The 21177-nt window shown below is 65.6% G+C and carries 16 protein-coding genes; 10 read left to right on the top strand and 6 right to left on the bottom strand.

Annotation, left to right across the window (positions count from 1 at the left end; translation table 11 throughout):
• On the bottom strand, window positions 1-2190 hold the full coding sequence (gene yccS, locus FFS12_RS05405) for a YccS family putative transporter (RefSeq protein ID WP_137885896.1): 2190 nt from the start codon (window positions 2188-2190) through the stop codon (window positions 1-3).
• 254 nt (window positions 2191-2444) lie between these two features.
• Here yccS and FFS12_RS05400 point away from each other — a divergent pair, with 254 nt between their 5' ends.
• The 7 genes from FFS12_RS05400 (at window position 2445) to FFS12_RS05370 (ending at window position 9264) form a co-directional block, all read left to right on the top strand.
• A complete protein-coding gene (locus tag FFS12_RS05400) occupies window positions 2445-3851 on the top strand; it encodes a nodulation protein NfeD (RefSeq protein WP_256657282.1) in 1407 nt (468 codons plus the stop codon).
• A gap of 2 nt (window positions 3852-3853) precedes the next feature.
• Window positions 3854-4612 (top strand): slipin family protein, encoded by a 759-nt coding sequence (locus tag FFS12_RS05395; RefSeq protein ID WP_137819352.1) that lies wholly within the window; start codon window positions 3854-3856, stop codon window positions 4610-4612.
• 55 nt (window positions 4613-4667) lie between these two features.
• Window positions 4668-5789 carry an alanine dehydrogenase gene (gene ald / locus FFS12_RS05390; RefSeq protein ID WP_137885894.1) on the top strand — a complete coding sequence of 374 codons (1122 nt, stop codon included), beginning with the start codon at window positions 4668-4670 and terminating at the stop codon, window positions 5787-5789.
• A gap of 232 nt (window positions 5790-6021) precedes the next feature.
• Window positions 6022-6885, top strand: a complete 864-nt coding sequence (locus FFS12_RS05385; RefSeq protein ID WP_137885893.1) for a type 1 glutamine amidotransferase domain-containing protein — start codon at window positions 6022-6024, stop codon at window positions 6883-6885.
• A gap of 357 nt (window positions 6886-7242) precedes the next feature.
• Window positions 7243-7830, top strand: a complete 588-nt coding sequence (locus FFS12_RS05380) for a TetR/AcrR family transcriptional regulator (RefSeq protein ID WP_137885892.1) — start codon at window positions 7243-7245, stop codon at window positions 7828-7830.
• A 48-nt stretch (window positions 7831-7878) separates the two neighbouring features.
• Window positions 7879-8559: a glutathione S-transferase N-terminal domain-containing protein gene (locus tag FFS12_RS05375; protein WP_137885891.1), complete on the top strand. Its 681-nt coding sequence runs from the start codon at window positions 7879-7881 to the stop codon at window positions 8557-8559.
• 15 nt (window positions 8560-8574) lie between these two features.
• Window positions 8575-9264, top strand: a complete 690-nt coding sequence (locus FFS12_RS05370) for a glutathione S-transferase N-terminal domain-containing protein (RefSeq protein WP_137885890.1) — start codon at window positions 8575-8577, stop codon at window positions 9262-9264.
• A gap of 155 nt (window positions 9265-9419) precedes the next feature.
• Here the strand turns inward: FFS12_RS05370 and FFS12_RS05365 are convergent, their stop codons facing one another.
• Window positions 9420-10598 carry an NAD(P)/FAD-dependent oxidoreductase gene (locus tag FFS12_RS05365; RefSeq protein ID WP_137885889.1) on the bottom strand — a complete coding sequence of 393 codons (1179 nt, stop codon included), beginning with the start codon at window positions 10596-10598 and terminating at the stop codon, window positions 9420-9422.
• Between the two features lie 167 nt (window positions 10599-10765).
• Between FFS12_RS05365 and FFS12_RS05360 the strand changes: the two genes are divergently transcribed.
• Window positions 10766-11500: an ABC transporter substrate-binding protein gene (locus tag FFS12_RS05360; RefSeq protein ID WP_137885888.1), complete on the top strand. Its 735-nt coding sequence runs from the start codon at window positions 10766-10768 to the stop codon at window positions 11498-11500.
• A gap of 92 nt (window positions 11501-11592) precedes the next feature.
• Here the strand turns inward: FFS12_RS05360 and dbpA are convergent, their stop codons facing one another.
• The 4 genes from dbpA to betI form a co-directional block, all read right to left on the bottom strand.
• Window positions 11593-12972 carry an ATP-dependent RNA helicase DbpA gene (gene dbpA, locus FFS12_RS05355; RefSeq protein ID WP_137885887.1) on the bottom strand — a complete coding sequence of 460 codons (1380 nt, stop codon included), beginning with the start codon at window positions 12970-12972 and terminating at the stop codon, window positions 11593-11595.
• 216 nt (window positions 12973-13188) lie between these two features.
• Window positions 13189-14871, bottom strand: coding sequence for a choline dehydrogenase (gene betA, locus FFS12_RS05350; protein ID WP_137885886.1), 1683 nt, complete (start codon window positions 14869-14871; stop codon window positions 13189-13191).
• Between the two features lie 129 nt (window positions 14872-15000).
• Window positions 15001-16473 carry a betaine-aldehyde dehydrogenase gene (betB, locus tag FFS12_RS05345; protein ID WP_137885885.1) on the bottom strand — a complete coding sequence of 491 codons (1473 nt, stop codon included), beginning with the start codon at window positions 16471-16473 and terminating at the stop codon, window positions 15001-15003.
• A 52-nt stretch (window positions 16474-16525) separates the two neighbouring features.
• A complete protein-coding gene (gene betI, locus FFS12_RS05340) occupies window positions 16526-17110 on the bottom strand; it encodes a transcriptional regulator BetI (RefSeq protein WP_137885884.1) in 585 nt (194 codons plus the stop codon).
• A gap of 244 nt (window positions 17111-17354) precedes the next feature.
• Here betI and betT point away from each other — a divergent pair, with 244 nt between their 5' ends.
• Window positions 17355-19364 (top strand): choline BCCT transporter BetT, encoded by a 2010-nt coding sequence (betT, locus tag FFS12_RS05335; RefSeq protein WP_372239450.1) that lies wholly within the window; start codon window positions 17355-17357, stop codon window positions 19362-19364.
• A 455-nt stretch (window positions 19365-19819) separates the two neighbouring features.
• Window positions 19820-21094 carry a tyrosine/phenylalanine carboxypeptidase domain-containing protein gene (locus FFS12_RS05330; RefSeq protein ID WP_137885882.1) on the top strand — a complete coding sequence of 425 codons (1275 nt, stop codon included), beginning with the start codon at window positions 19820-19822 and terminating at the stop codon, window positions 21092-21094.
• Window positions 21095-21177 lie beyond the last annotated feature (83 nt).

Raw genomic sequence — 21177 nt, 5'->3', positions numbered from 1 at the left:
TCAGGTGCTGATGGCCACGCGGTCACGCAGCAGGTGCGCGGCGAGGGTGCGCAGCGGGCCGAGTTGGCGGCAGATCAGCGCCAGTTCGCTTTGCACCAGGCGCTCGCGGTCGTCCATGTCTTCCGGCAGTTGCTCCAGCGCCTTGGCGAGGTTTTCTTCGGCATCGCTGTGGATGCTGATCGGGGTTTTGCTCGCCAGGTTCTGCGCCACTTCATCGAGGCTGTTGGTCAGGCGCGTGGCGGCCTCGCTGAGCAGGCTGGGCGGTGCGGCGCTGGGCAAGGCTTCGCCACGGTGCGCGCCGAGGGCCGAGAGGTAGCTGAGTAAGGTGTGTGAAAGCACCAGGAAGCGGAAGCCGATATCCGCCTCTTTGCGAAAGTGACCGGGCTCCATGAGCATATTGGCCAGGGTGCTGGAGAGCGCGGCGTCGGCGTTGTGCGCATTGCGCCGGGCCAGGCGGTAGGCGAGGTCGTCGCGTTTGCCGCTGGCATACTGCTGCATGATCTGCCGTAGGTAATGGCTGTTGCAGCTGAGGGTGTTGGCCACCACTTGATTGAGCCGCCGACCTTGCCAGTCCGGCAGGATCAGGAACACCGCGAGGCCGGCGATCAGGCTGCCGAGCAGGGTATCGACCAGGCGTGGCACGATCAGCCCATAGCCGTCGCCGATCTGATTGAAGCAGAACAGGATCATCAGGGTGATGGCGGCGGTGGAGAGGGTGTAGCGGGTCGCCCGATTGGCGAAGAACACCACGCCGGCGGCTACCGCGAACAGGGCCTGGATCAGCGCGCTGGGGAACAGGTCGAACAGCGCCCAGCCGAGCACCAGGCCGATCACCGTGCCGCTGATGCGCTGCACCAGTTTGCGCCGGGTGGCGCCGTAGTTTGGCTGGCAGACGAACAGCGTGGTGAGGATGATCCAGTAGCCTTCGCTCGGGTGGATCAGGTGCAACACGCCGTAGCCGGCGCTCAGGGCAAGCGCCAGGCGCAGGGCGTGGCGGAAGAGTAGCGAAGTGGGTGTCAGCTGCAGGCGCAGGCGGGTCCAGATGTCCTTCAGCGAGTGCGGCGAGCGGTCGAGCAGGCTGCTGTCCTGTTCCTCCGCCAGGGCATCCGGGTTGTTGGCGTTGCCCAGCAGGTTATTCAGGCTGCCGAGGTTGCTGGCCAGCGCGCGCAGCGAGCGCAACAGGCTGCGCCAGGCCGGATTGCTCTGGCTGCGCAGGTGCTCCAGCGAGGCTTGCAGATCGCTCAGAGCCTGGGTCGGCAGGCCGCCGTACTCGAACGTCTGGCGCAGCTGAATGGCCTGGGCCAGCGCCTGACAGGCCTCGCCCTGCTGGCGCAGCAGGCGTTGGCAGCGGAACAGCACATCACTGTGGAAGAAGGCCTCGGCCAGCTCGTTGTAGGGGTAGTGCGAGGAGCTGGCGCGTTCGTGGATGTCTTGCGCCATGAAGTACAGCTTCAGGTAGCGGCTGACTTTCGGCCCGGGCCGGCCATCGCCGACGCGGTGCAGGATGATTTCCTTGGTGCTGTTGAGCGCGGCCACCAGTTGACCGTTCTGTTGCGCCAGTTGCAGGCGGCGTTGTTCCACATCCAGTCCGCGCACCGGTTCGAACAAGGCGGATTTGAGCTTGAGGTAGTGGCCCAGTTCGCGGAACAGGCGCGCCAGGCTCTGCTGCACCGGTTGATGGGCGAACAGCGCCTGCCAGAGCACCGACAGCAGGCCATACCACGCCGCCCCGGCCACCAGCAGCAAGGGTTCGTGCCAGAAGTTCACGGTCGTGCCGCCGCGTTGATCGACCCCGATCATGGTGTACACCGAGAGGATCAAGGTGGCCTGGGCGATGCTGCCATAGCGCTCGCCCAACGCGCCGAGCATGGTCAGGCCGAAGCTCGCCAGCGCCAGCGCGCCGACGAATAACCAGGGATAGGGGAACAGCAACTCAACCGCGACCGACGCCACGCTGAAGCAGCCCAGTGTCACCAGCAGCGCCGTCAGCCGGCCTTGCCAGCTGTCATCGGTTTCCGCCAGGGCGCTGGCGATGATGCCGAGGAACAGCGGAATCAGCTGGTGCATCGCGTCCAGCTCCCAAGACAGCGCCATGCTGCCGGTCAGGGCGATAAACGCGCGCAGGCTGTAGCTGAACTTATCCAGCGCCCACAGGCGGCGCAGGGAGTGGCTGAGTGAGCGGGAAGGCATCAGAGGCGAACGATCCGGTTGGCGAGAGATCGATTAGAGCGGATATGCGCGCCGCTGCGAACCGGCTGTGCAGACTTTTTAGCAAAAATCGTGCGTTGAGCGGACAGCCTTCGCGTACGCCCTGCGTCAACTAAGCTGAAACCAAACGCTGCTGTAAGCCAAGGTTGAGTGAATTGCCGTGGTCGTTTCAGCCGTTGCTCAGCTATCAGCCGCCGCCGGTAGGGCGGCCCATGGGTATTTACCAGGAGGGTCCTGTGAGCAGTCAGTGGTGGCGCAGTGTGCTCTTGCTGCTGGCGCTGGCCGGGCTACCGACCGGGCCGCTGCCGGCTGCGGATGCGGGGCCGGCCGCGGGCGCAGTCGTGGTGCTGACGGTGGACGGTGCGATCGCCCCGGCCAGCGCCGATTACATTGTGCGCGGGCTGGCGCGGGCGGTGGACGAGGGGGCGCAGTTGGTGGTGCTCAGCATCGACACCCCTGGCGGGCTGGACACCTCGATGCGCGCGATCATCAAGGCGATTCTCGCCAGTCCGCTGCCGGTGGCCAGCTATGTGGCACCGAGCGGTGCGCGGGCGGCCAGTGCCGGCACCTATATCCTCTATGCCAGCCATATCGCCGCCATGGCGCCGGGCACCAATCTCGGCGCCGCCACGCCGGTGCAGATCGGCGGCATGCCGGGCGCGCCACCGCAGAAGCCGGAACAACCCGCGGCACCCGAGGCCGACAAAACCCAGCCCGCCGCCGAGGCGGACGATGCCCTGACCAAGAAGCAGGTCAACGATGCCGCCGCCTATATCCGCGGCCTGGCCCAGTTGCGTGGGCGTAACGTCGAATGGGCCGAGTTGGCGGTCCGCGAGGCAGTCAGCCTGTCCGCCGAGGAGGCGCTGAAACTGAAGGTGATCGACTACCTGGCGGTCGATCTGGGCGACCTGCTCAAGCAACTGGACGGCAAGACGCTGAGCGCCGCCGGCCGGGAGCTGAAGCTGCAAACGGCCGACGCCGCGCTGATCAGCCACGAGCCGGACTGGCGCACTAAGCTGCTGGCGGTGATCACCAACCCCAGCGTGGCGCTGATCCTGATGATGATCGGCGTCTATGGGCTGATCTTCGAGTTCTCCAACCCGGGCACGGGCATCGGCGGGGTAGTCGGCGGCATCTGCCTGATCCTGGCGCTCTACGCCCTGCAACTGCTGCCGGTGAACTATGCCGGGATCGCCCTGATTCTGCTCGGCATGGCGTTGATGGCCGCCGAGGCCTTCATGCCCAGCTTCGGCGTGATCGGCTTCGGCGGCATAGTCGCCTTCGTGGTCGGCGCGGTGATCCTGATCGACACCGAGGTGCCGGGCTTCGGCATCCCGTTCGGGCTGATCGTCGGCGTCGCCCTCACCAGCGCGCTGCTGATCGTGACCCTCCTCGGCATGGCGCTGAAGGCACAGCGCCGGCGGGTGGTCAGCGGCGATGCGGGGCTGGTCGGCAGCCTGGTGGAAGTGGCCGCGCTGCAGGAGGGCAATCCGCTCGGCGGCTGGGTGAAGTTGCAAGGGGAAAACTGGCAGGTGCTCAGCCAGGCGCCGCTGCGGCCCGGTCAACGGGTGCGGGTACTGGCGCGCAAGGGCCTGCTGTTGGATGTCGCGGCGGCTGACGAGACGCCGCCACAAGGAGGCTAGTCATGGGTTTTCCACTGAGTTTTGGCGCCCTGCTGGTGCTGCTGATAGTGCTGATCGTCTCGGCGATCCGCATCTTCCGTGAGTACGAGCGCGGCGTGGTATTCCAACTCGGACGCTTCTGGAAGGTCAAGGGGCCGGGGCTGGTGATCATCATCCCGGCGATCCAACAGGTGGTGCGGGTCGATCTGCGCACCGTGGTGCTCGACGTGCCGACGCAGGACGTGATCACCCGCGACAACGTCTCGGTGAAGGTCAACGCGGTGATCTACTTTCGCGTGCTCGACGCGCAGCGGGCGATCATCCAGGTCGAGGACTTTCTCATGGCCACCAGCCAACTGGCGCAGACCACCCTGCGCTCGGTGCTCGGCAAGCACGAGCTGGACGAGCTGCTCGCCGAGCGCGAACGGCTCAACGTCGACATCCAGCAGGTGCTGGACGCGCAGACCGACGCCTGGGGCATCAAGGTGTCGAACGTGGAGATCAAGCACGTCGACCTCAACGAGTCGATGATCCGCGCCATCGCCAAACAGGCCGAGGCCGAGCGCGAACGGCGGGCCAAGGTGATCCACGCCGAGGGCGAGTTGCAGGCCTCGGAAAAGCTCATGCAGGCCGCCGAGATGCTCGGCCGCCAACCCGGCGCCATGCAGCTGCGTTATATGCAGACGCTCGGTGCGATCGCCGGCGACAAGAGCTCGACCATCGTCTTCCCGCTGCCGATCGAGCTGTTGAAGGGCATGGCCGAGTTGTCGCCAAAGACCTGAGTGGCCCGGTAAACAGGTGGTGTGAAAACTACTGCTCACCGATTTGGAGGTTGTCATGCGTATCGGAGTGCCCAAGGAAATCAAGAACCACGAATACCGCGTCGGCCTGACGCCGCAGTCGGTGGCCGAACTGAGCGGGCTCGGCCACCAGGTTTGGGTGCAGACTCAGGCGGGCGCCGCCATCGGCTTTAGCGACGAGGATTACCGCGCGGCCGGCGCGCAGATCGGCAAGGACGCCGCCCAGGTGTTCGCCGAGGCGCAGCTGATCGTCAAGGTCAAGGAACCGCTGGCCGACGAGCGTGCCCGGCTGCGCCCGGAGCACACGCTGTTCACCTACCTGCACCTGGCGCCGGATCTGCCGCAGACCGAGGAGTTGATGGCCTCCGGGGCGATTTGCATCGCCTATGAAACCGTCACCGACGCGCAAGGGCGTCTACCACTGCTGGCGCCGATGTCCGAAGTCGCCGGGCGGATGTCGATCCAGGCCGGCGCCAGTTGCCTGGAAAAGGCCCGGGGCGGGCGCGGCGTGCTGCTCGGCGGGGTGCCCGGGGTGGCGCCGGGCAAGGTGGTGATCCTCGGCGGCGGCGTGGTCGGCAGCCATGCGCTGGCCATGGCGGTGGGGCTGGGCGCGAATGTCACGGTGCTGGACAAGAGCGTCGATGTCTTGCGTCGTCTGGACGCGCAGTACGGTAATCGCATCACCACGCTGTATTCGACCCGTGCGGCCCTGCGCGAGCAGGTGCTGGCGGCGGATCTGGTGATCGGCGGGGTGCTGATCCCCGGTGCCGCGGCGCCGAAGCTGATCACGGCGGAGATGGTCCGGCAGATGCAGGCCGGCGCCGTGCTGGTGGACGTTGCCATCGACCAGGGTGGCTGCTCCGAAACCTCGAAAGCCACCACCCACACCGAGCCGACCTACGTGGTCGACGGGGTGGTGCATTACTGCGTGGCCAATATGCCCGGGGCGGTGGCGCGCACCTCGACCCTGGCGCTGAACAACGCGACCCTGCCGTTCGTCATCGCGCTCGCGGAAAAAGGCACACGGCGCGCCCTGGAAGACGACCCGCATCTGCTCAATGGGCTGAACGTCGCCAAAGGCCTGATTACCTGCGGCAGCGTGGCCGAGGCCCACGGCTTGCCATACCAGTCGGCCACCAGCGTGCTGGAGCATCTCTAGGCGCGTCATCCCGGCTCCTACGAAGATGTGCTCAGTTGCGTAGGGTGGAAAACCCGCAAAGCGGTTTTCCACCATGGGGAATCCGGGTTGCTTCGTTGGTGGATAAAGAGAGCGTTATCCACCCTACGTCTGCGCGGGGATGACGAGTTTTTATATCTTGGCCTGCTGGGCCACTCGCCGCGCCAGGCGCGCCCAGCCTAAGCTTGGGCATTTCCCGCCGAGGAGTGCCGCGATGCCCGCCAAGACCGTTGTGATCCCTTTGCCGAACCGCGATTTCGACCCCAGCGAGGTCGCGCTGAGCTGGCAGATAGTGCGCGCGGCGGGCTATCGGGTGTGCTTCGCCACGCCGGACGGGCGGCCGGCCCGGGGCGATCCGCTGATGCTGACGGGCGTAGGCCTGGACCCCTGGGGTTGGATTCCCGGCTTGCGCCAGTTCAGGCTGCTCGGCCTGCTCCTGCGTGCCCGGCGCGGCGCGCGCGCGGCCTATCAGGCGCTGCTGGCGGATGCGCAGTTCCGCCAGCCGCTGCGCTATGAGCAGCTCGCGGTGGCGGACTTCGACGGCCTGCTGCTGCCCGGCGGGCACTGGGCACGGGGCATGCGCGACTATCTGGAGAGCGAGGTATTGCAGCGCTTCGTAGGCGCCTTCTTCGCCAGCGACAAGCCGCTGGCGGCGATCTGTCATGGCGTGGTGTTGGCCGCGCGGAGCAAGGCGACGGACGGCCGTTCCGCGCTCTACGGGCGCAAGACCACCGGCCTGACCTGGACGATGGAGAAGAGCGCCTGGAACCTGACGCGTTTCTACGGCCGTTTCTGGGCGCCGAATTACTACCGGACCTATCTGGAACAGCCCGGCGAGTCGGCCGGCTATAGGAGCGTGCAGGCCGAGGTGAGCCGCGCCCTGGCTAGTCCGAATGACTTCCTCGAGGTGCCAGCGGAGGCACCGGACCACCTGCGCAAGACCAGTGGCCTGCACCGGGACAGCCTCGATGACAGCCGCCCGGCCTGGGTGGTCTGCGACGGCAATTACATCTCCGCGCGCTGGCCGGGGGATGTGCACAGCTTCGCCCGGTACTTCGTCGAGCGGTTGCCTCAATAAGACTGGGCGCTAGCCAGCCAGACCGAGTCGGCTCCTGCAAAGGCCCGCCCGCCGCCCCTCTCTTGCGGGGCGGCCAGTTCTCCCCTGTGGGAGCGGATTTATCCGCGATGGGGACTTCCGGCCTACACGGTAGTCGCGGTTAAACCCCCTCCCGCCAGAGCAGCGCGGCATTCTTTCTGCGGGCTCGGCGCCGTTATCGGACTCGGCTTCGCGGATAAATCCGCTCCTACACCCCGCGCAACACTGCGGCGGCGGCTTCTTGTAGGAGCGGCCTTGGCCGCGATGCTGTTGGCCTCGGCAGCGAGCTTTTTGCCCGGCCCAGTTGACTTATGAACCTATCGGTCCTAAATTTGCCCCATGACTCGCGGACGCCCTAAATCATTCGACCCCGAAGTCGTGCTCGAGCAGGCCATGCAGGTCTTCTGGCAGCGCGGCTATGAGGCCAGCTCGCTGCAAGACCTGCTGGCGGCGACCGGTCTGTCGAAGAGCAGCCTGTACCAGACCTACGCCAACAAGCAGGCCTTGTTCGAGGCGGCGTTTTGCAATTACGGGGAGCAACGCGGCCGCGAACTGCGCGCGCGCCTGCTGGTGGCGGAATCGCCACGGGAATTCCTGCGCGGCTGGCTGCTCAGCGTGCTGGATGATGTCGGTGCCGACGGCAACCCGCGCGGCTGCATGTTGGTGAATGTGGCCAATGAGTTCTCCCAGGCCGACCCGGCCGTGGCCGAGCTGCTGCGGCGTGGCGTCGAACGCATCCGCCAAGTCCTGCGCGAAGGCTTGCAGCGCGCCCAGGCCTGCGGCGAGCTGAGCCCTACGGCCGATGTGGATGCCCTGGCCAGCTACCTGCACTGCGTGATGAGTGGCTTGCGCACTCAGGTCAAGGCCGGGGTGGCGAAGCCCGCGATCGAGGCAGTGGTCGAGCTAACCATGAACACCCTGCAGTAAATTTTTTGCTTAATTTTGGACCTATCGGTCCCTTAAAAGGAGAGTGAGATGCGCGAACTCTACGAGCTGTGCGGTGCCGAGCCGGAACTGGTGTTTTCCCCTTACTGCTGGCGGGTGCGCCTGGCGTTGCTGCACAAGGGGTTGAGCTTCGTCAGCCGCCCGCTACGTTTCACCGACAAGGCGCAGCTGGCCTTCTCCGGTCAGCCGCTGGTGCCGGTGCTGCGCGATGGCGAGGCGGTGGTGAGCGATAGCCTGGCGATCTTCCGCTACCTGGACCAGCGCTACCCGGCCAAGCCGCTGCTGGGCGACGCCCTGAGCAGCGCGCGCCTCGGGCTGATCGACCAGTTGATCCAGCACAGCCTGCCTGCGGGCCTGTTCAAGGCCTTGGTGCTGCGCATCCATGCGGTCATCGATCCGGCCGATCACGCCTATTTCCGCCAAAGCCGCGAGCAGAAGCTGGGCCTGCCGCTGGAAGAGTTCGCCGACCCGGTCGCCGGCCAGGCCTCGTTGCAGCAGGCCTTGCCGCCGCTGAACAGGTTGCTGGCGACGCAAGCTTATTTGGACGGTTCCGCGCCGGCGGCTGCCGACTACTTAGTGGCGGGCTTCTTCTTCTGGGCCTGGAGCCTGGGCGAGCAGCCCTGGGATAGCGATTCGCCGGTGGGCGCGTGGTTTCAGCGCCTGCTCGGTCAATACGAAGCGCAACTAGGCCCGGTCAAGCGGGCGGCGTGAACGAGGAGAAACAACATGATCGATCTCTACTACTGGACTACGCCCAACGGGCACAAGGTATCCATTTTCCTGGAAGAGACGGGCCTGGACTACCGTGTGCGCCCGGTGCATATCGGCAAGGGCGAGCAATTCCACCCGGACTTCCTGAAGATCGCCCCGAACAACCGGATTCCGGCGATAGTCGACAACGCTCCGGCCGATGGCGGCGCGCCGCTGTCCCTGTTCGAGTCCGGAGCTATCCTCGAATACCTGGCGGAGAAAAGCGGACGCTTCCTGCCGCAGGACATCCGTGCGCGCTTCCAGGTACGGCAATGGCTGTACTGGCAGATGGGCGGGGTCGGGCCGATGGCGGGGCAAAACCACCATTTCAATCAATACGCGCCGGAAAAGATTCCCTACGCCATCGAGCGCTACGTGAAGGAAACCGCGCGCCTGTATGGCGTGCTGGATCGCCAGCTGGCCGGGCGCGAGTACGTGGCGGGGGATTATTCGATCGCCGATATGGCGATCTATCCCTGGGCCAAGTTATGGCAAGGCCAGCAGCAAAAGCTCGAAGACTTCCCGCAGATGGCGCTCTGGCTCGAGCGTATGGCGGCCCGCCCGGCAGTGCGGCGCGCCTATGTCTTGGCCGAGGAGGTCAATCGCGATCCGCAGGCACTAGCGAGTGCAGAGGCGCGCAAGCTGCTGTTCGGGCAGAGTGCCTGAATCCGCAGCAGTGATGGGGGCTCTCAGCTACGGCAGTCGCGGCTAAAGCCCCTCCCACTTCACGCGCAGCACCGCGCTCGGCTCTGGTAGGAGCGGACTTGTCCGCGATGCTTTTGGACGCGGTAAGCGGCCCCTCCCACAAGGGCCGTGCCGGTTCAGACGTACTGCGCCGCCGCGTAGCCCGAGGCCCAGGCCCACTGGAAGTTGAAGCCGCCGAGGTGGCCGCTGACGTCGAGCACTTCGCCGATAAAGTACAGGCCCGGCGATTTCAGCGATTCCAGGGTCTTCGAGGAGACTTCCTTGGTGTCGACGCCGCCCAAGGTCACTTCGGCGGTGCGATAGCCTTCGGTGCCGGCCGGCACCAGCTGCCAGCTCGCCAGTTGCTCGGCGATCGTGCTCAACTCGCCCGGGCTGTACTGCTTCATCGGCTTGGAGACGAACCAGTGTTCGGCCAGCAGGTTGGCCATCTTCTTGGTGAAGATCTCCCCGAGCAGGGTCTTCAGCTCGGAGTTCGGCCGCTGCGCCTGTTGCTCCAGCAGCCAGCTCGGCACGTCATGCTCGGGCAGCAGGTTGATTGCCACCGCCTGACCCGGCTGCCAGTACGACGAGATCTGCAGGATCGCCGGGCCGCTGAGGCCGCGATGGGTAAACAGGAGGTTCTCGCGAAAGCTCTCGCCATTGCAGCTCACCAGGCAATCCACCGAGGTGCCGGACAGCTCGCCGCAGAGCGCCTTGAGCTGATCGGTGATGGTGAACGGCACCAACCCGGCGCGGGTCGGCAGCAGGTTATGGCCGAACTGCTTGGCCACCTGATAGCCGAAGCCGCTCGCGCCGAGGGTCGGGATCGATAGGCCGCCGGTGGCGATCACCAAGGACTCGCAGCCCAGCGGCCCGGCGCTGGTGTGCAACTGGTAACCGCTGGCGGCTTTGTCGATCTGCTGGATCGAGGTGTTCAGCAGCAGTTGCACGCCGGCCTGCTCGCACTCGGCGAGCAGCAGGCCGAGGATGTCGCTGGCCTTGTTGTCGCAAAACAGCTGGCCGAGCTTTTTCTCGTGGTAGGGCACGCCGTGTTTGCTCACCAGCTCGATGAAGTCCCACTGGGTGTAACGCGCCAGGGCGGATTTGCAGAAGTGCGGGTTCTGCGAGAGGAAGTTGCCCGGTTCGGTGTACATGTTGGTGAAGTTGCAGCGGCCGCCGCCGGACATGAGGATCTTCTTGCCGGCCTTGTTGGCGTGGTCCAGCAGCAGGACCTTGCGCCCGCGCCCGGCGGCGGTCAGCGCACACATCAAGCCGGCAGCACCGGCGCCAAGAATCACTACATCTGTACCGAGCACAGCCACACCCTCAAAACCCTGATCAAAGCCCCGCGTAGAGTCCGCTGGGGCCGGCAGTTTACCCCAAGCTTTGCGTAGCGCTTGGCGTTTCCCGCCGGTTGGTCTGGTGTTGCGTGGCGCAGCCTGACTAAGCTGGCTTATCCAGCAACCGGTTACGGAGGATCGGCATGGGGCTTTCACGCGGTATCGCGTTGTGGGCGGCGCTTTGCAGTTGCTGCGCCGTCAACGCCGAGCCCCTGCGCTTGGTGGCCGACACCTGGCCGCCGTTTACCGATGCCAGCCTGCCGAACAATGGCCTGGCCAGTGACCTGGTCAGTGCCGTGCTGCAGCGTGCCGGCTACTCCAGCGAATATATCGAGGTGCCCTGGGCGCGGGCATTACGCGGTTTGCAGGCCGGCGACTACGATGTGGCGCTGGGCGCCTGGTACGACGCGCAGCGAGCCCAGTACGGGCTGTTTTCCGAGGCCTATCTGGTCAACCGCATTCGCTTCTTGCAGCGCAAGGGCGCGGACATTCAGTTCGACCAGTTGGAGGACTTGCGCCCTTACCGCATTGCGACGGTGCGCGGTTATGCCTACCAGGCGCAGTTCGATCAGGATGCGCGGCTGCACAAGGTCCCGGTGATGGGGTTCGCCATGGGCGCGCGGATGCTCGCCGCCGGGCGGGTGCAACTGACCCTGGAGGACGAACTGGTGGCGCGCTATTACCTCAAGGGCGAGTTGCACGCGCTGCAAGGGCAGCTGGAGTTCCTGCCCAAGCCGCTCAGCGAAAATGGCCTGCACATCCTGGTGCGCCGCAGCCATCCCCAGCATCGGCAGATAGTCGCGGCCTTCAACCGTGCGCTGCGGGAGATGCGCGCGGATGGCAGTTACGCGCAGATTTTCCAGCGCCACGGGTTCTGAGGCCGGACGAGGGGAAAAAGGGTGGGCATGGCCCGCTCCTACAAAGAGCTGCAGCGCAGCTCAAGACTCAACAGATAGACAGCCTGGCGTTCTCAGAGCATCCGCACGCGCAGCGAGCGGCCTTTGATCTTGCCGTCGTTCAGGCGTTGCAGCGCCTGTTTGGCGACTGCGCGTTCGACCGCGACATAGGCCTGGAAGTCGAAGATGGCGATCTTGCCGACCTGGGCACCGGGGATGCCGGCATCACCGGTCAGGGCGCCGAGGATGTCGCCGGGGCGGACTTTGTCTTTACGGCCACCGGCAATGCACAGGGTAACCATAGGTGGCAGCAGCGGCGCCCCGCCTTGCGCCTTCAGACCGTCCAGTTGCTGCCAGTTCAGCGGAGCCTTTTGCAGGTCTTCGATGGCTTGGGCGCGATGGCCTTCGGCTGGGGCCACCAGGCTCAGCGCCAGGCCTTTCTCACCGGCGCGGCCGGTGCGGCCAACGCGGTGGATGTGGATTTCCGAGTCGCGCGCCAGTTCGACGTTGATCACCGCATCCAGGGCTTCGATATCCAGGCCACGGGCGGCGACGTCGGTGGCCACCAGCACCGAGCAGCTGCGGTTGGCGAACATCGCCAGCACCTGATCGCGATCGCGCTGTTCCAGATCGCCATTCAAGGCCATCGCGGAGATGCCGCTGGCTTGCAGGTGCTCGACCAACTCCTGGCATTGCTGCTTGGTGAAGCAGAAGGCGACGCAGGACTGCGGGCGGAAGTGCGCCAGCAGCTGGGTCACGGCCTGCATGCGTTGCTCGGGGGCGATCTCGTAGAAGCGTTGCTCGATCTGGCTGTCGGCGTGCATCGCCTCGGCCTTCACTTGCTGCGGATCGCGCATGAAGGCGGCCGCCAGCTGCTTGATGCTGGCCGGATAGGTGGCGGAGAACAGCAGGGTCTGGCGCTTGGCCGGGGTCTGCTGAAGGATCTCGGCGATGGAGTCGTAGAAGCCCATGTCGAGCATGCGGTCGGCTTCATCGAGCACCAGGGTGTTGAGGCCGTCGAGTTTCAGGGTGCCCTTGCGCAGGTGTTCCTGAATCCGCCCCGGGGTGCCGACTATGATGTGCGCGCCGTGTTCCAGCGAGCCGATCTGTGGGCCGAAGGGGACGCCGCCACACAGGGTCAGCACCTTGATGTGGTCGGTGCCACGGGCCAGCCGGCGGATTTCCTTGGCTACCTGGTCGGCCAGCTCGCGGGTCGGGCAGAGCACCAGCGCCTGGCAGCCGAAGAAGCGCGGGTTCAGCGGGTTGAGCAGGCCGATGCCGAAGGCGGCGGTCTTGCCGCTGCCGGTCTTGGCCTGGGCGATCAGGTCCAGGCCCTTGAGGATCACCGGCAGGCTCTGCGCTTGCACCGGCGTCATCTGGGCATAACCGAGGGACTCGAGGTTAGCCAGCATGGCGGCGGACAGCGGCAGCGAATTGAAAGCGGTGGAGGTCACGGGACAGGCCTGCTAAACGAAAATGGCCTGCAGTGTAACAGGCCGGCCTGCGGCTGTTGGCGTGGCGCGACCGGGGGCCGGCCCCACTCGCCCCACGGAGTTTCCCTCAGTGGCTCCGCAGGCGGGTCTCCCTCTTCCAGGGGCGGTGAAAGACCGACGTGTTCGGCCGTCGCTCTCCGGCCCGGCCGCCGATCTGGCTGCCGGGCCGGCGGCGGCTCAGCGCAGCGCCTTGCCGCGTACCGGTGCGCCGTTGGCGACGTAATACTTGGCGGTGCTGCGCGGCAGCGGCTTGCGTCCACGGATTTGGTCGGCGATTTTCTCGGCGATCATGATGGTCGGCGCGTTGAGGTTGCCGGTGGTGATCAGCGGCATGATCGAGGCATCGACCACGCGCAGACCCTCCATCCCGTGCACGCGGCCCTGGCCATCGACCACCGCCATGTCATCGCTGCCCATCTTGCAGGAGCAGGAGGGGTGGAAGGCGGTTTCCGCGTGCTCGCGGATGAACTTGTCGAGGTCGGCATCGCTCTGGTACTCGAGGCCGGGGCTGAGTTCCTTGCCGCGGTACGGGTCCAGCGCCGGCTGCGCCATGATCTCGCGGGTGATGCGGATGCCGTCGCGGAATTCCTGCCAGTCCTGCTCGCTGGACATGTAGTTGAACAGGATGCTCGGGTACTCGCGCGGGTCCTTCGAGCGCACCTGCACGCGGCCACGGCTGGGCGAGCGCATCGAGCCGACGTGGGCCTGGAAGCCGTGTTCCTTCACCGCGTTGCTGCCGTTGTAGTTAATCGCCACCGGCAGGAAGTGGTACTGGATGTTCGGCCACTCGAACTCTGCACGGGTACGGATGAAGCCGCCGGCCTCGAACTGGTTGCTGGCGCCGATGCCCTTGCCGAGGAACAGCCACTCGGCGCCGATGGCCGGCTGGTTCCACCAATGCAGCGAGGGATACAGCGAGATCGGCTGGGTGCATTGGTATTGCAGGTACATCTCCAGGTGGTCCTGCAGGTTGGCGCCGACGCCCGGCAGGTCGTGGACCACCGGGATGTCGAGGTCGCGCAGCAGGGCGGCCGGGCCGACGCCGGAGCGCTGGAGGATCTGCGGCGAGGCGATGGCGCCGGAGCACAGCAGCACTTCGCGGCGGGCCTTGGCGGTGATCCGCGTGTCACTCTCACCTTTCAGGTAGGCAACCCCGACGGCGCGTAAACCGTTGAACAGGATGCGGTCGGTCAGGGCGTGGGTGACTATGGTCAGGTTCGATCGGGCCCGGGCCTGGTCCAGATAACCGCGGGCGGTGCTGGAGCGGCGGCCCTGTGGGGTCACGGTGCGATCCATCGGCCCGAAACCTTCCTGCTGGTAGCCGTTGAGGTCTTCGGTACGCGGGTAGCCGGCTTGCACGCCGGCTTCGACCATGGCCTGGAACAGCGGGTTGTTGCCGGCCTTGGGCGTGGTCACGCTGACCGGGCCGTCGCCGCCGTGGTAGTCGTTAGCGCCGATGTCGCGGGTCTCGGCCTTGCGGAAGTAGGGCAGGCAGTCGAGGTAGCTCCAGTCTTCCAGACCTGGGGTCTGCGCCCAGCCGTCGTAGTCCAGGGCATTGCCGCGGATGTAGCACATGCCGTTGATCAGCGAGGAGCCGCCCAGGCCCTTGCCACGCCCGCACTCCATCCGCCGGTTGTTCATGAAGGGTTCCGGTTCGGTCGTGTACGCCCAGTTGTAGCGGCGGCCCTGCAGCGGGAAGGCGAGGGCGGCGGGCATCTGGGTGCGGAAGTCGAGGCGGTAGTCCGGGCCACCGGCTTCCAGCAGCAGCACGCTGACGTCGGCATCCTCGGTCAGGCGGGTGGCCAGGGTATTACCGGCCGAACCGGCGCCGATGATGATGTAGTCGAATTCTTTGGTCATGGTTGCACCCTTAGTATGGGCATTTGCAGCGCGTAGGGTGGATCAGGCGTAGCCCTAATCCACCGTGGCGAATGTGAAACGGGGCGGTGGATTACGCCGCTAGGCGGCGAATCCACCCTACGGGCTCGTTTAGAACACCGAGCCGTAGTCGCCCAGCTCTACCTGCACGGATTTGATCCGAGTGTACTGAGCCAGGGTGGTCAGGCCATTCTCACGGCCGACACCGGATTGCTTGTAACCGCCGACCGGCATCTCGGCCGGCGACTCGCCCCAGGTGTTGATCCAGCAGATGCCCGCTTCGAGCTTGTGGATAACGCGGTGGGCGCGGTTCAGATCCTGGGTGACGACGCCGGCGGCCAGGCCGAATTCGGTGGCGTTGGCGCGGCGGATGACTTCGTCTTCGTCGTCGTAGATGAGGATGCTCATGACCGGCCCGAAGATTTCCTCGCGCACGATGCTCATCTCGTCGGTGCAGTCGCTGAAGACGGTCGGTGCGACGTAGGCGCCCTTGGCGTAGTCGCCCTCGGTCACGCGCTCGCCACCGGCCAGCAGGCGTGCGCCTTCGGCTTTGCCCTTGCTGATGTAGCCGAGCACGCTGTCCAGATGGGCGAAGCTGACCAGCGGGCCGAAGTTGGTGGTTTCGCTCAGCGGGCTGCCCAGGCGGATGCGCTTGACGCGTTCCAGCACCTTGGCCTCGAAGCGCGCTTGCAGGCTGCGCGGAATGAACACGCGGGTGCCGTTGGTGCAGACCTGGCCGGAGCTGTAGAAGTTGGCCATGACGGCGATGTCGGCCGCGCGGTTGAGGTTGGCGTCTTCGAAGATGATCAGCGGCGACTTGCCGCCCAGCTCCATGGTGACTTCCTTCAGCGTGGAGCTGGAGGCGCTGGCCATGACCTTCTTGCCGGTGTCGGTGCCGCCGGTGAAGGAAATTTTCTCGATGCGCGGGTGCTCGGTCAGCCAGGTGCCGACTTCGCGGCCGCTGCCGGTCAGGACGTTGAACACGCCAGCGGGCAGGCCGGCGGCGGTGTAGATCTCCGCCAGTTTGAGGGTGGTCAGCGAGGTGACTTCGCTCGGTTTGAAGATCATCGCGTTACCGGCGGCCAGGGCCGGGGCGGATTTCCACAGGGCGATCTGAATCGGGTAGTTCCAGGCGCCGATACCGGCGACCACGCCCAGCGGCTCGCGGCGGGTGTAGACGAAGGCTGTCTCGCGCAGGGGGATCTGCTCGCCTTCGATGGCCGGGATCAGGCCGGCGTAGTACTCGAGCACGTCGGCGCCGGTGACTATGTCGACGTTGCGGGTTTCCGAGAGCGGCTTGCCGGTGTCCAGGCTTTCCAGCTCGGCCAACTCGTCGTTGCGCTCACGAAGGATATCGACGGCTTTGCGCAGGATCCGCGAGCGCTGCATGGCAGTCATCGCGGCCCAGACTTTCTGGCCTTTCTCGGCACTGGCCACGGCCCGCTCGACGTCTTCTTTCGAAGCCCGTTGCACCGTCGCGAGCACCTCGCCATTGGCGGGGTTGATGGACTCGAACGTGGTGCCGCTGGTGGCATCCACGTAGCCGCCGTCAATGTAGAGTTTTTGCAGTTCGAAACGGGCCATAGTGTCCTCGCAAGTGCATGTGGGCTGGCGTTGGCGGGTCTGAGCGACCCGCCTATTTGGCCAGTTGTTGGTCCAGGTAGTCGTAAGCGATTTGCAGTGCCTGCTGGGTGTCGAAGGCCTCTCCGGACAACGCGCCGCGCAACCACAAACCGTCGATCAATGCCGCCAGCCCCCGTGCCGCGCTGCGCGCATCGGCGAGCGGCAAGACGCGGCGGAACTGGCAGCACAGGTTGGAATACAACCTGTGGTCGTTGATCCGCTGCAGGCGGCTCAACTCGGGTTGGTGCATGCTGGTCGCCCAGAAGGCCAACCAGGTTTTCATCGCCGGGCCGTTGACCTGGCTGTCATCGAAGTTGCCGTCGATGATCGCGCGGATCTGCGCGCTGGCGCTTTCGTCGCGCAATAGCTGGCGGCGGTCGCGTACGGCCAGGCGCAGGGCCGCCATCAGATGGCGCATGGTGGCTTCGAGCAGGCCGTTCTTATCCTGAAAGTAGTGACTGATGATGCCGTTAGACACCCCAGCCAAGCGTGCGATCAAGGCGATGCTCGCATCACTCATGCCGACCTGATCGACCGCCTGCAAAGTGGCGTGGATCAACTGCGAGCGGCGGATGGGTTGCATACCGATCTTGGGCATGTGGCAAATCTCCTTGGGCCTGGTAACGGGCGGCAGGCGTCTGAGTAGGCGTAAGCCAGTCTATTTTATTTTTATTGAACGCTCAATCAACTAAGAATAAGCTCCGCGACCTCGAATGGTCTCGGTGCGTCACTTGGCCGCAGTCGTTCAGGCCGCCCCCGCTTCGGCGCGGGTGGCCCAGGTCTGTCGTTGCGCCCACTGCTGCTCGGCACGGGCGCCGGTTTTCACTGCCTTGGAGCCTCTCTTGAGTATCTCTCCCCCCAGTACAAACCCTGAACGGGTGCGTCTGAACCCGGTCGTGTTCTACGGTTCTACCGTGCTGATCCTGGTGCTGACCGTGGCCCTGATCCTCGCGCCCGAAGCCGCCGGCCAACTGCTGGGCCTGGCCCAGACCTGGCTGTCGCACAGCTTCGGCTGGTACTACATGCTGGCGATCGGGGCTTACCTGGTCTTCGTGGTGTGGGTTGCCTTTTCGCGCTTCGGCACGCTCAAGCTCGGTGCCGATCAGGAAAAACCCGCCTTCAGCTACGGCGCCTGGGCGGGCATGCTGTTCTCGTCCGGGATCGGCATTTCGCTGCTGTATTTTGCCGCGTCCGAGCCCATCGATCACTTGGTCAACCCGCCGGAAGGTGAGCCGGGCACTCAGGCGGCCGCGCGCCAGGCCTTGCAGCTGACCTTCCTGCACTGGGGGCTGCACGGCTGGGCGATCTACGCGCTGGTCGGCCTGGCCGTGGGCTATTTCGCCTACCGGCACAACCAGCCGCTGGCGCTGCGTTCGGCGCTGCTGCCGATCTTCGGCGAGCGATTGGTAAAGGGCGCGGTGGGTAACGCGGTGGATTGCTTCGGCATCTTCGTCACGCTGCTGGGCCTGGTGACCAACCTGGGCATAGGCGCGTTGCAGGTGTCTTCGGGCCTGGAATACCTGTTCGGCCTGCCGCACACCCAGTCTGGGCTGCTGCTGGTGATCCTGGTGATGAGTGCGGTGGCGACCCTGGCGGCCGTTTCGGGGATCGAGAAGGGCATCCGCCGCTTGTCCAACCTGAATATCGTCCTGTTCAGCAGTCTGCTGGTCTTCGTGCTGGTCTGCGGGCCGACGCTGATGCTGATGAACGGCCTGGTGCAGAACGTCGGTGATTACCTCAACGGCCTGCTGCTGAAGACCTTCGACCTCTACGCCTACACCGCTGCGCCGGCCAAGAGCGAGGCCTGGCTGGGGCTGTGGACAGTGTTCTACTGGGCCTGGTGGATTTCCTGGGCACCCTTCGTGGGCATGTTCATCGCGCGTATCTCGCGGGGCCGGAGCATTCGCGAGCTGGTTGGCGGCGTGCTGCTGATCCCGCTGGGCTTCACTCTGGCCTGGCTGTCGATCTTCGGTAACAGCGCCCTGGATCTGGTGATGAACCAGAACGCGGTGGAGCTGGGTAAGGCGGCGTTGGAGCAGCCGTCGATGTCGATCTACCTGCTGCTCGAACATTACCCGCTGGCCAAGATCGTCATCGGCATGTCGATTTTCGTCGGTTTCGTGCTGTTCCTGACGCCGGCCGACTCCGGTTCGGTGATGCTCGCCAACCTGTCGCGCCAGGGCGGCGACCTGGACGAGGATGCGCCGCACTGGCTGCGGATCTTCTGGTCGGCGGTGATTACCCTGGTGACCATCGGGCTGCTGTTCGCCGGTAACTTCACGGCCATGCAGACCATGGTGGTGCTGGCCGGCCTGCCGTTCTCGGTGGTGTTGTTGCTGTACATGGTGGGCCTGTACAAGGCGCTGATCCGTGACGAGCAGGTGCGCCTGGAACAGGCCGAGCCGCTGGCCCGCGGCCGTCGCGCCTTCAGCCAGCGCCTGGCTGAGTTGGTGCAGCAGCCTGAGCAGGCGGTGGTACAGGCGTTCCTCGATAGCGAGGTGCGCCCGGCCCTGCTGGCTGCCGCCGAGCAACTGCGTGGCCGTGGCCTGCAGGTGCAGACTCATCTGGGCCTGGGCCAGCACGAGCTGGGCTTGCGGGTGGAACATGCCGATGGCCAGCCGTTCGTCTACGAGGTGAGCCTGGATGGCTACTTCGCGCCGCCGCAGACGCTGGCCCTGGCTGGAGCGGAGAGTGTGGCGAGCGAGCCATGCCGCTACTACCGTGTCGAGGTGTATCTGTTCGACGGGTCTCAGGAATACGACCTGATGGCCTATAGCAGGGAGCAGATCACCCGTGATGTGCTGGATCAGTACGAGAACCATCGGCAGCTCCTGAGCCGGCTGTACTGCTAAGGGAGGTGCGCGGCCCTTCCTGGTGAAGGGCAGTGCGCGCACCGCCTGGTAAAACCTGGGCCCCATGCCGGTGACGGTGTGGGGCCTTTTTTATGGGTGTCGGTTACAGGTCTGTCAGGCAGTCTATTGAGTTTTGATTGAACGATAAATCAACAAAACCGACCGAACATAGCTTGCCGCGACAAGCCGCCGGCAAGGGGCAGGCAAATGCTCGAGAGGAGGGGTGAGGCGCGTCGGCTGGCTAAAGGGGAGGAGTCCATATACGAGTGCAACCCGCGTGGATCTTTTTCTCGAGCGGCGGCATGAGCGGGCGCTATCAGGCGCTGAAGGCTGTAGCGCTGGAATAGGCGTTTCTGCCGAAGGTATTGCGCCTGGTGCAGGGTACAGCCGCAACGCGATACATCGACAGGGCCTAATCTTAGGAAAATTGATCCTCGGTTTCCAAGGAGACTCCTGTGAGCGTCGCCCCCCTGTCCGAACTCGATGCCGCCCTGCCCGGCTTGGCCCGCAAGATCCGCGTGCTGGATGCCCTGGCCTGGCCGGACGGGGTCGAGGAGGTATTCCTGGCGCGCTGGCGCGCCGGGCGTGCGCAACTGCCCAAGGTCGAGCTGCGCCCGCGCGAGCACGGCGCGGACATCGCCGCCCTGGAGGCATTTGCCGGCCGCTGCGATGAGGGCCATCCAGCCGGGCGCCACCTCGCCATGACGGCGCGCAGCTATGCCACGGCCGGGCGCATGCTTGGCGCCATAGGTACCCCGGCCTTCACCCTGTACTCGGCCGCGCTGTACCGGCGCCCGGACTTCTACTACCCGAGCCAGAAGCTGAGCATGCTGGACGCCGCCCGCTTCTTCCTCGAGACCACCGACGCCCTCCTGGGCGGCGCCCATATTCCGCCGAGCCCGGCCGATATCCCCGCCGAGGCCTTCGCCGCCTGGATGCAGCCGGAGCTGGATCGCTTCTTCGGCCCAGGCCGGGTCAGGGTCGTGCTCGATCCGACCCTGGCCGCCAAGGCCATCGCCGGGGTGAGCCGCATCCGCCTGCGCGCCAGCGCCCACTTCTCCGAGTTGGACAAGAGCCAGCTATTGCAGCACGAGGCCTTCGTGCATGTGGCCACGGCGCAAAATGGCGCGCTCCAACCCAACCTGAAGAGCCTGGGCCTGGGCGCGCCCCGCACGACCCAAACCCAGGAGGGCATCGCCACCCTGGCCGAGCTGTTCACCGGCAGCATCGACATCAACCGCCTGCGCCGCCTCGCCCTGCGCGTGCTGGCGATCCAACAGGCCCTGGACGGCGCCGATTTCATCCAGGTGTTCGAGGGTTTTCTCGCCGCCGGGCAGTCGCAGGAGGAGTCCTTCCGCTCGACTCAACGCATCTTCCGCGGCGCCGACCTGCGCGGCGGCTCGGCTTTCACCAAGGACGCCGCCTACCTGACCGGCTTGCTCGGCGTCCATACCCTGCTGCGCATCGCGATCCGCGACAACCGGCCGGAACTGGTGGGCTATCTATTCGCCGGGCGCCTCAGCCTGGGCGACACCGTGCGCCTGGCCCCGCTCTTCGAGTCTGGCTGGCTCCAGGGAGCGGTCTATATCCCGGCCTGGGCCGCCGATCTGCGCCGGCTCGCCGCCGCCCTGGCCTTCTCTGCCTTTATCTCCCAGATCAAGCTGGAGGTGCTCAACCTGGAGGTGCTTATGGCCTTCGCGGACGAGCATGAGGCCGATGCCAGCGCCTGAGCCTGCGCTCGGCCAGCGCAATCGTCGCGGCCAAGGCCCCTCCCACAAGAGCGGAACAGGGTTCTTTCTGTTGGATCGGCGGC

The organism is Pseudomonas sp. 2FE (assembly GCF_005503735.1).
Lineage (GTDB): Bacteria > Pseudomonadota > Gammaproteobacteria > Pseudomonadales > Pseudomonadaceae > Aquipseudomonas.
The sequence above is the reverse complement of the archived record's forward strand: the minus strand, read 5'-3'. Positions and strand labels throughout refer to the sequence as shown.

What these genes read in the sequence shown, in the direction of transcription:
- yccS (WP_137885896.1), bottom strand. Translation starts at nt 2,190, where the DNA reads ATGCCTTCCCGCTCACTCAGCCACTCCCTGCGCCGCCTGTGGGCGCTG.
- FFS12_RS05395 (WP_137819352.1), top strand. Translation starts at nt 3,854, where the DNA reads ATGGGTTTTCCACTGAGTTTTGGCGCCCTGCTGGTGCTGCTGATAGTG.
- ald (WP_137885894.1), top strand. Translation starts at nt 4,668, where the DNA reads ATGCGTATCGGAGTGCCCAAGGAAATCAAGAACCACGAATACCGCGTC.
- FFS12_RS05385 (WP_137885893.1), top strand. Translation starts at nt 6,022, where the DNA reads ATGCCCGCCAAGACCGTTGTGATCCCTTTGCCGAACCGCGATTTCGAC.
- FFS12_RS05380 (WP_137885892.1), top strand. Translation starts at nt 7,243, where the DNA reads ATGACTCGCGGACGCCCTAAATCATTCGACCCCGAAGTCGTGCTCGAG.
- FFS12_RS05375 (WP_137885891.1), top strand. Translation starts at nt 7,879, where the DNA reads ATGCGCGAACTCTACGAGCTGTGCGGTGCCGAGCCGGAACTGGTGTTT.
- FFS12_RS05370 (WP_137885890.1), top strand. Translation starts at nt 8,575, where the DNA reads ATGATCGATCTCTACTACTGGACTACGCCCAACGGGCACAAGGTATCC.
- FFS12_RS05360 (WP_137885888.1), top strand. Translation starts at nt 10,766, where the DNA reads ATGGGGCTTTCACGCGGTATCGCGTTGTGGGCGGCGCTTTGCAGTTGC.
- betA (WP_137885886.1), bottom strand. Translation starts at nt 14,871, where the DNA reads ATGACCAAAGAATTCGACTACATCATCATCGGCGCCGGTTCGGCCGGT.
- betB (WP_137885885.1), bottom strand. Translation starts at nt 16,473, where the DNA reads ATGGCCCGTTTCGAACTGCAAAAACTCTACATTGACGGCGGCTACGTG.
- betI (WP_137885884.1), bottom strand. Translation starts at nt 17,110, where the DNA reads ATGCCCAAGATCGGTATGCAACCCATCCGCCGCTCGCAGTTGATCCAC.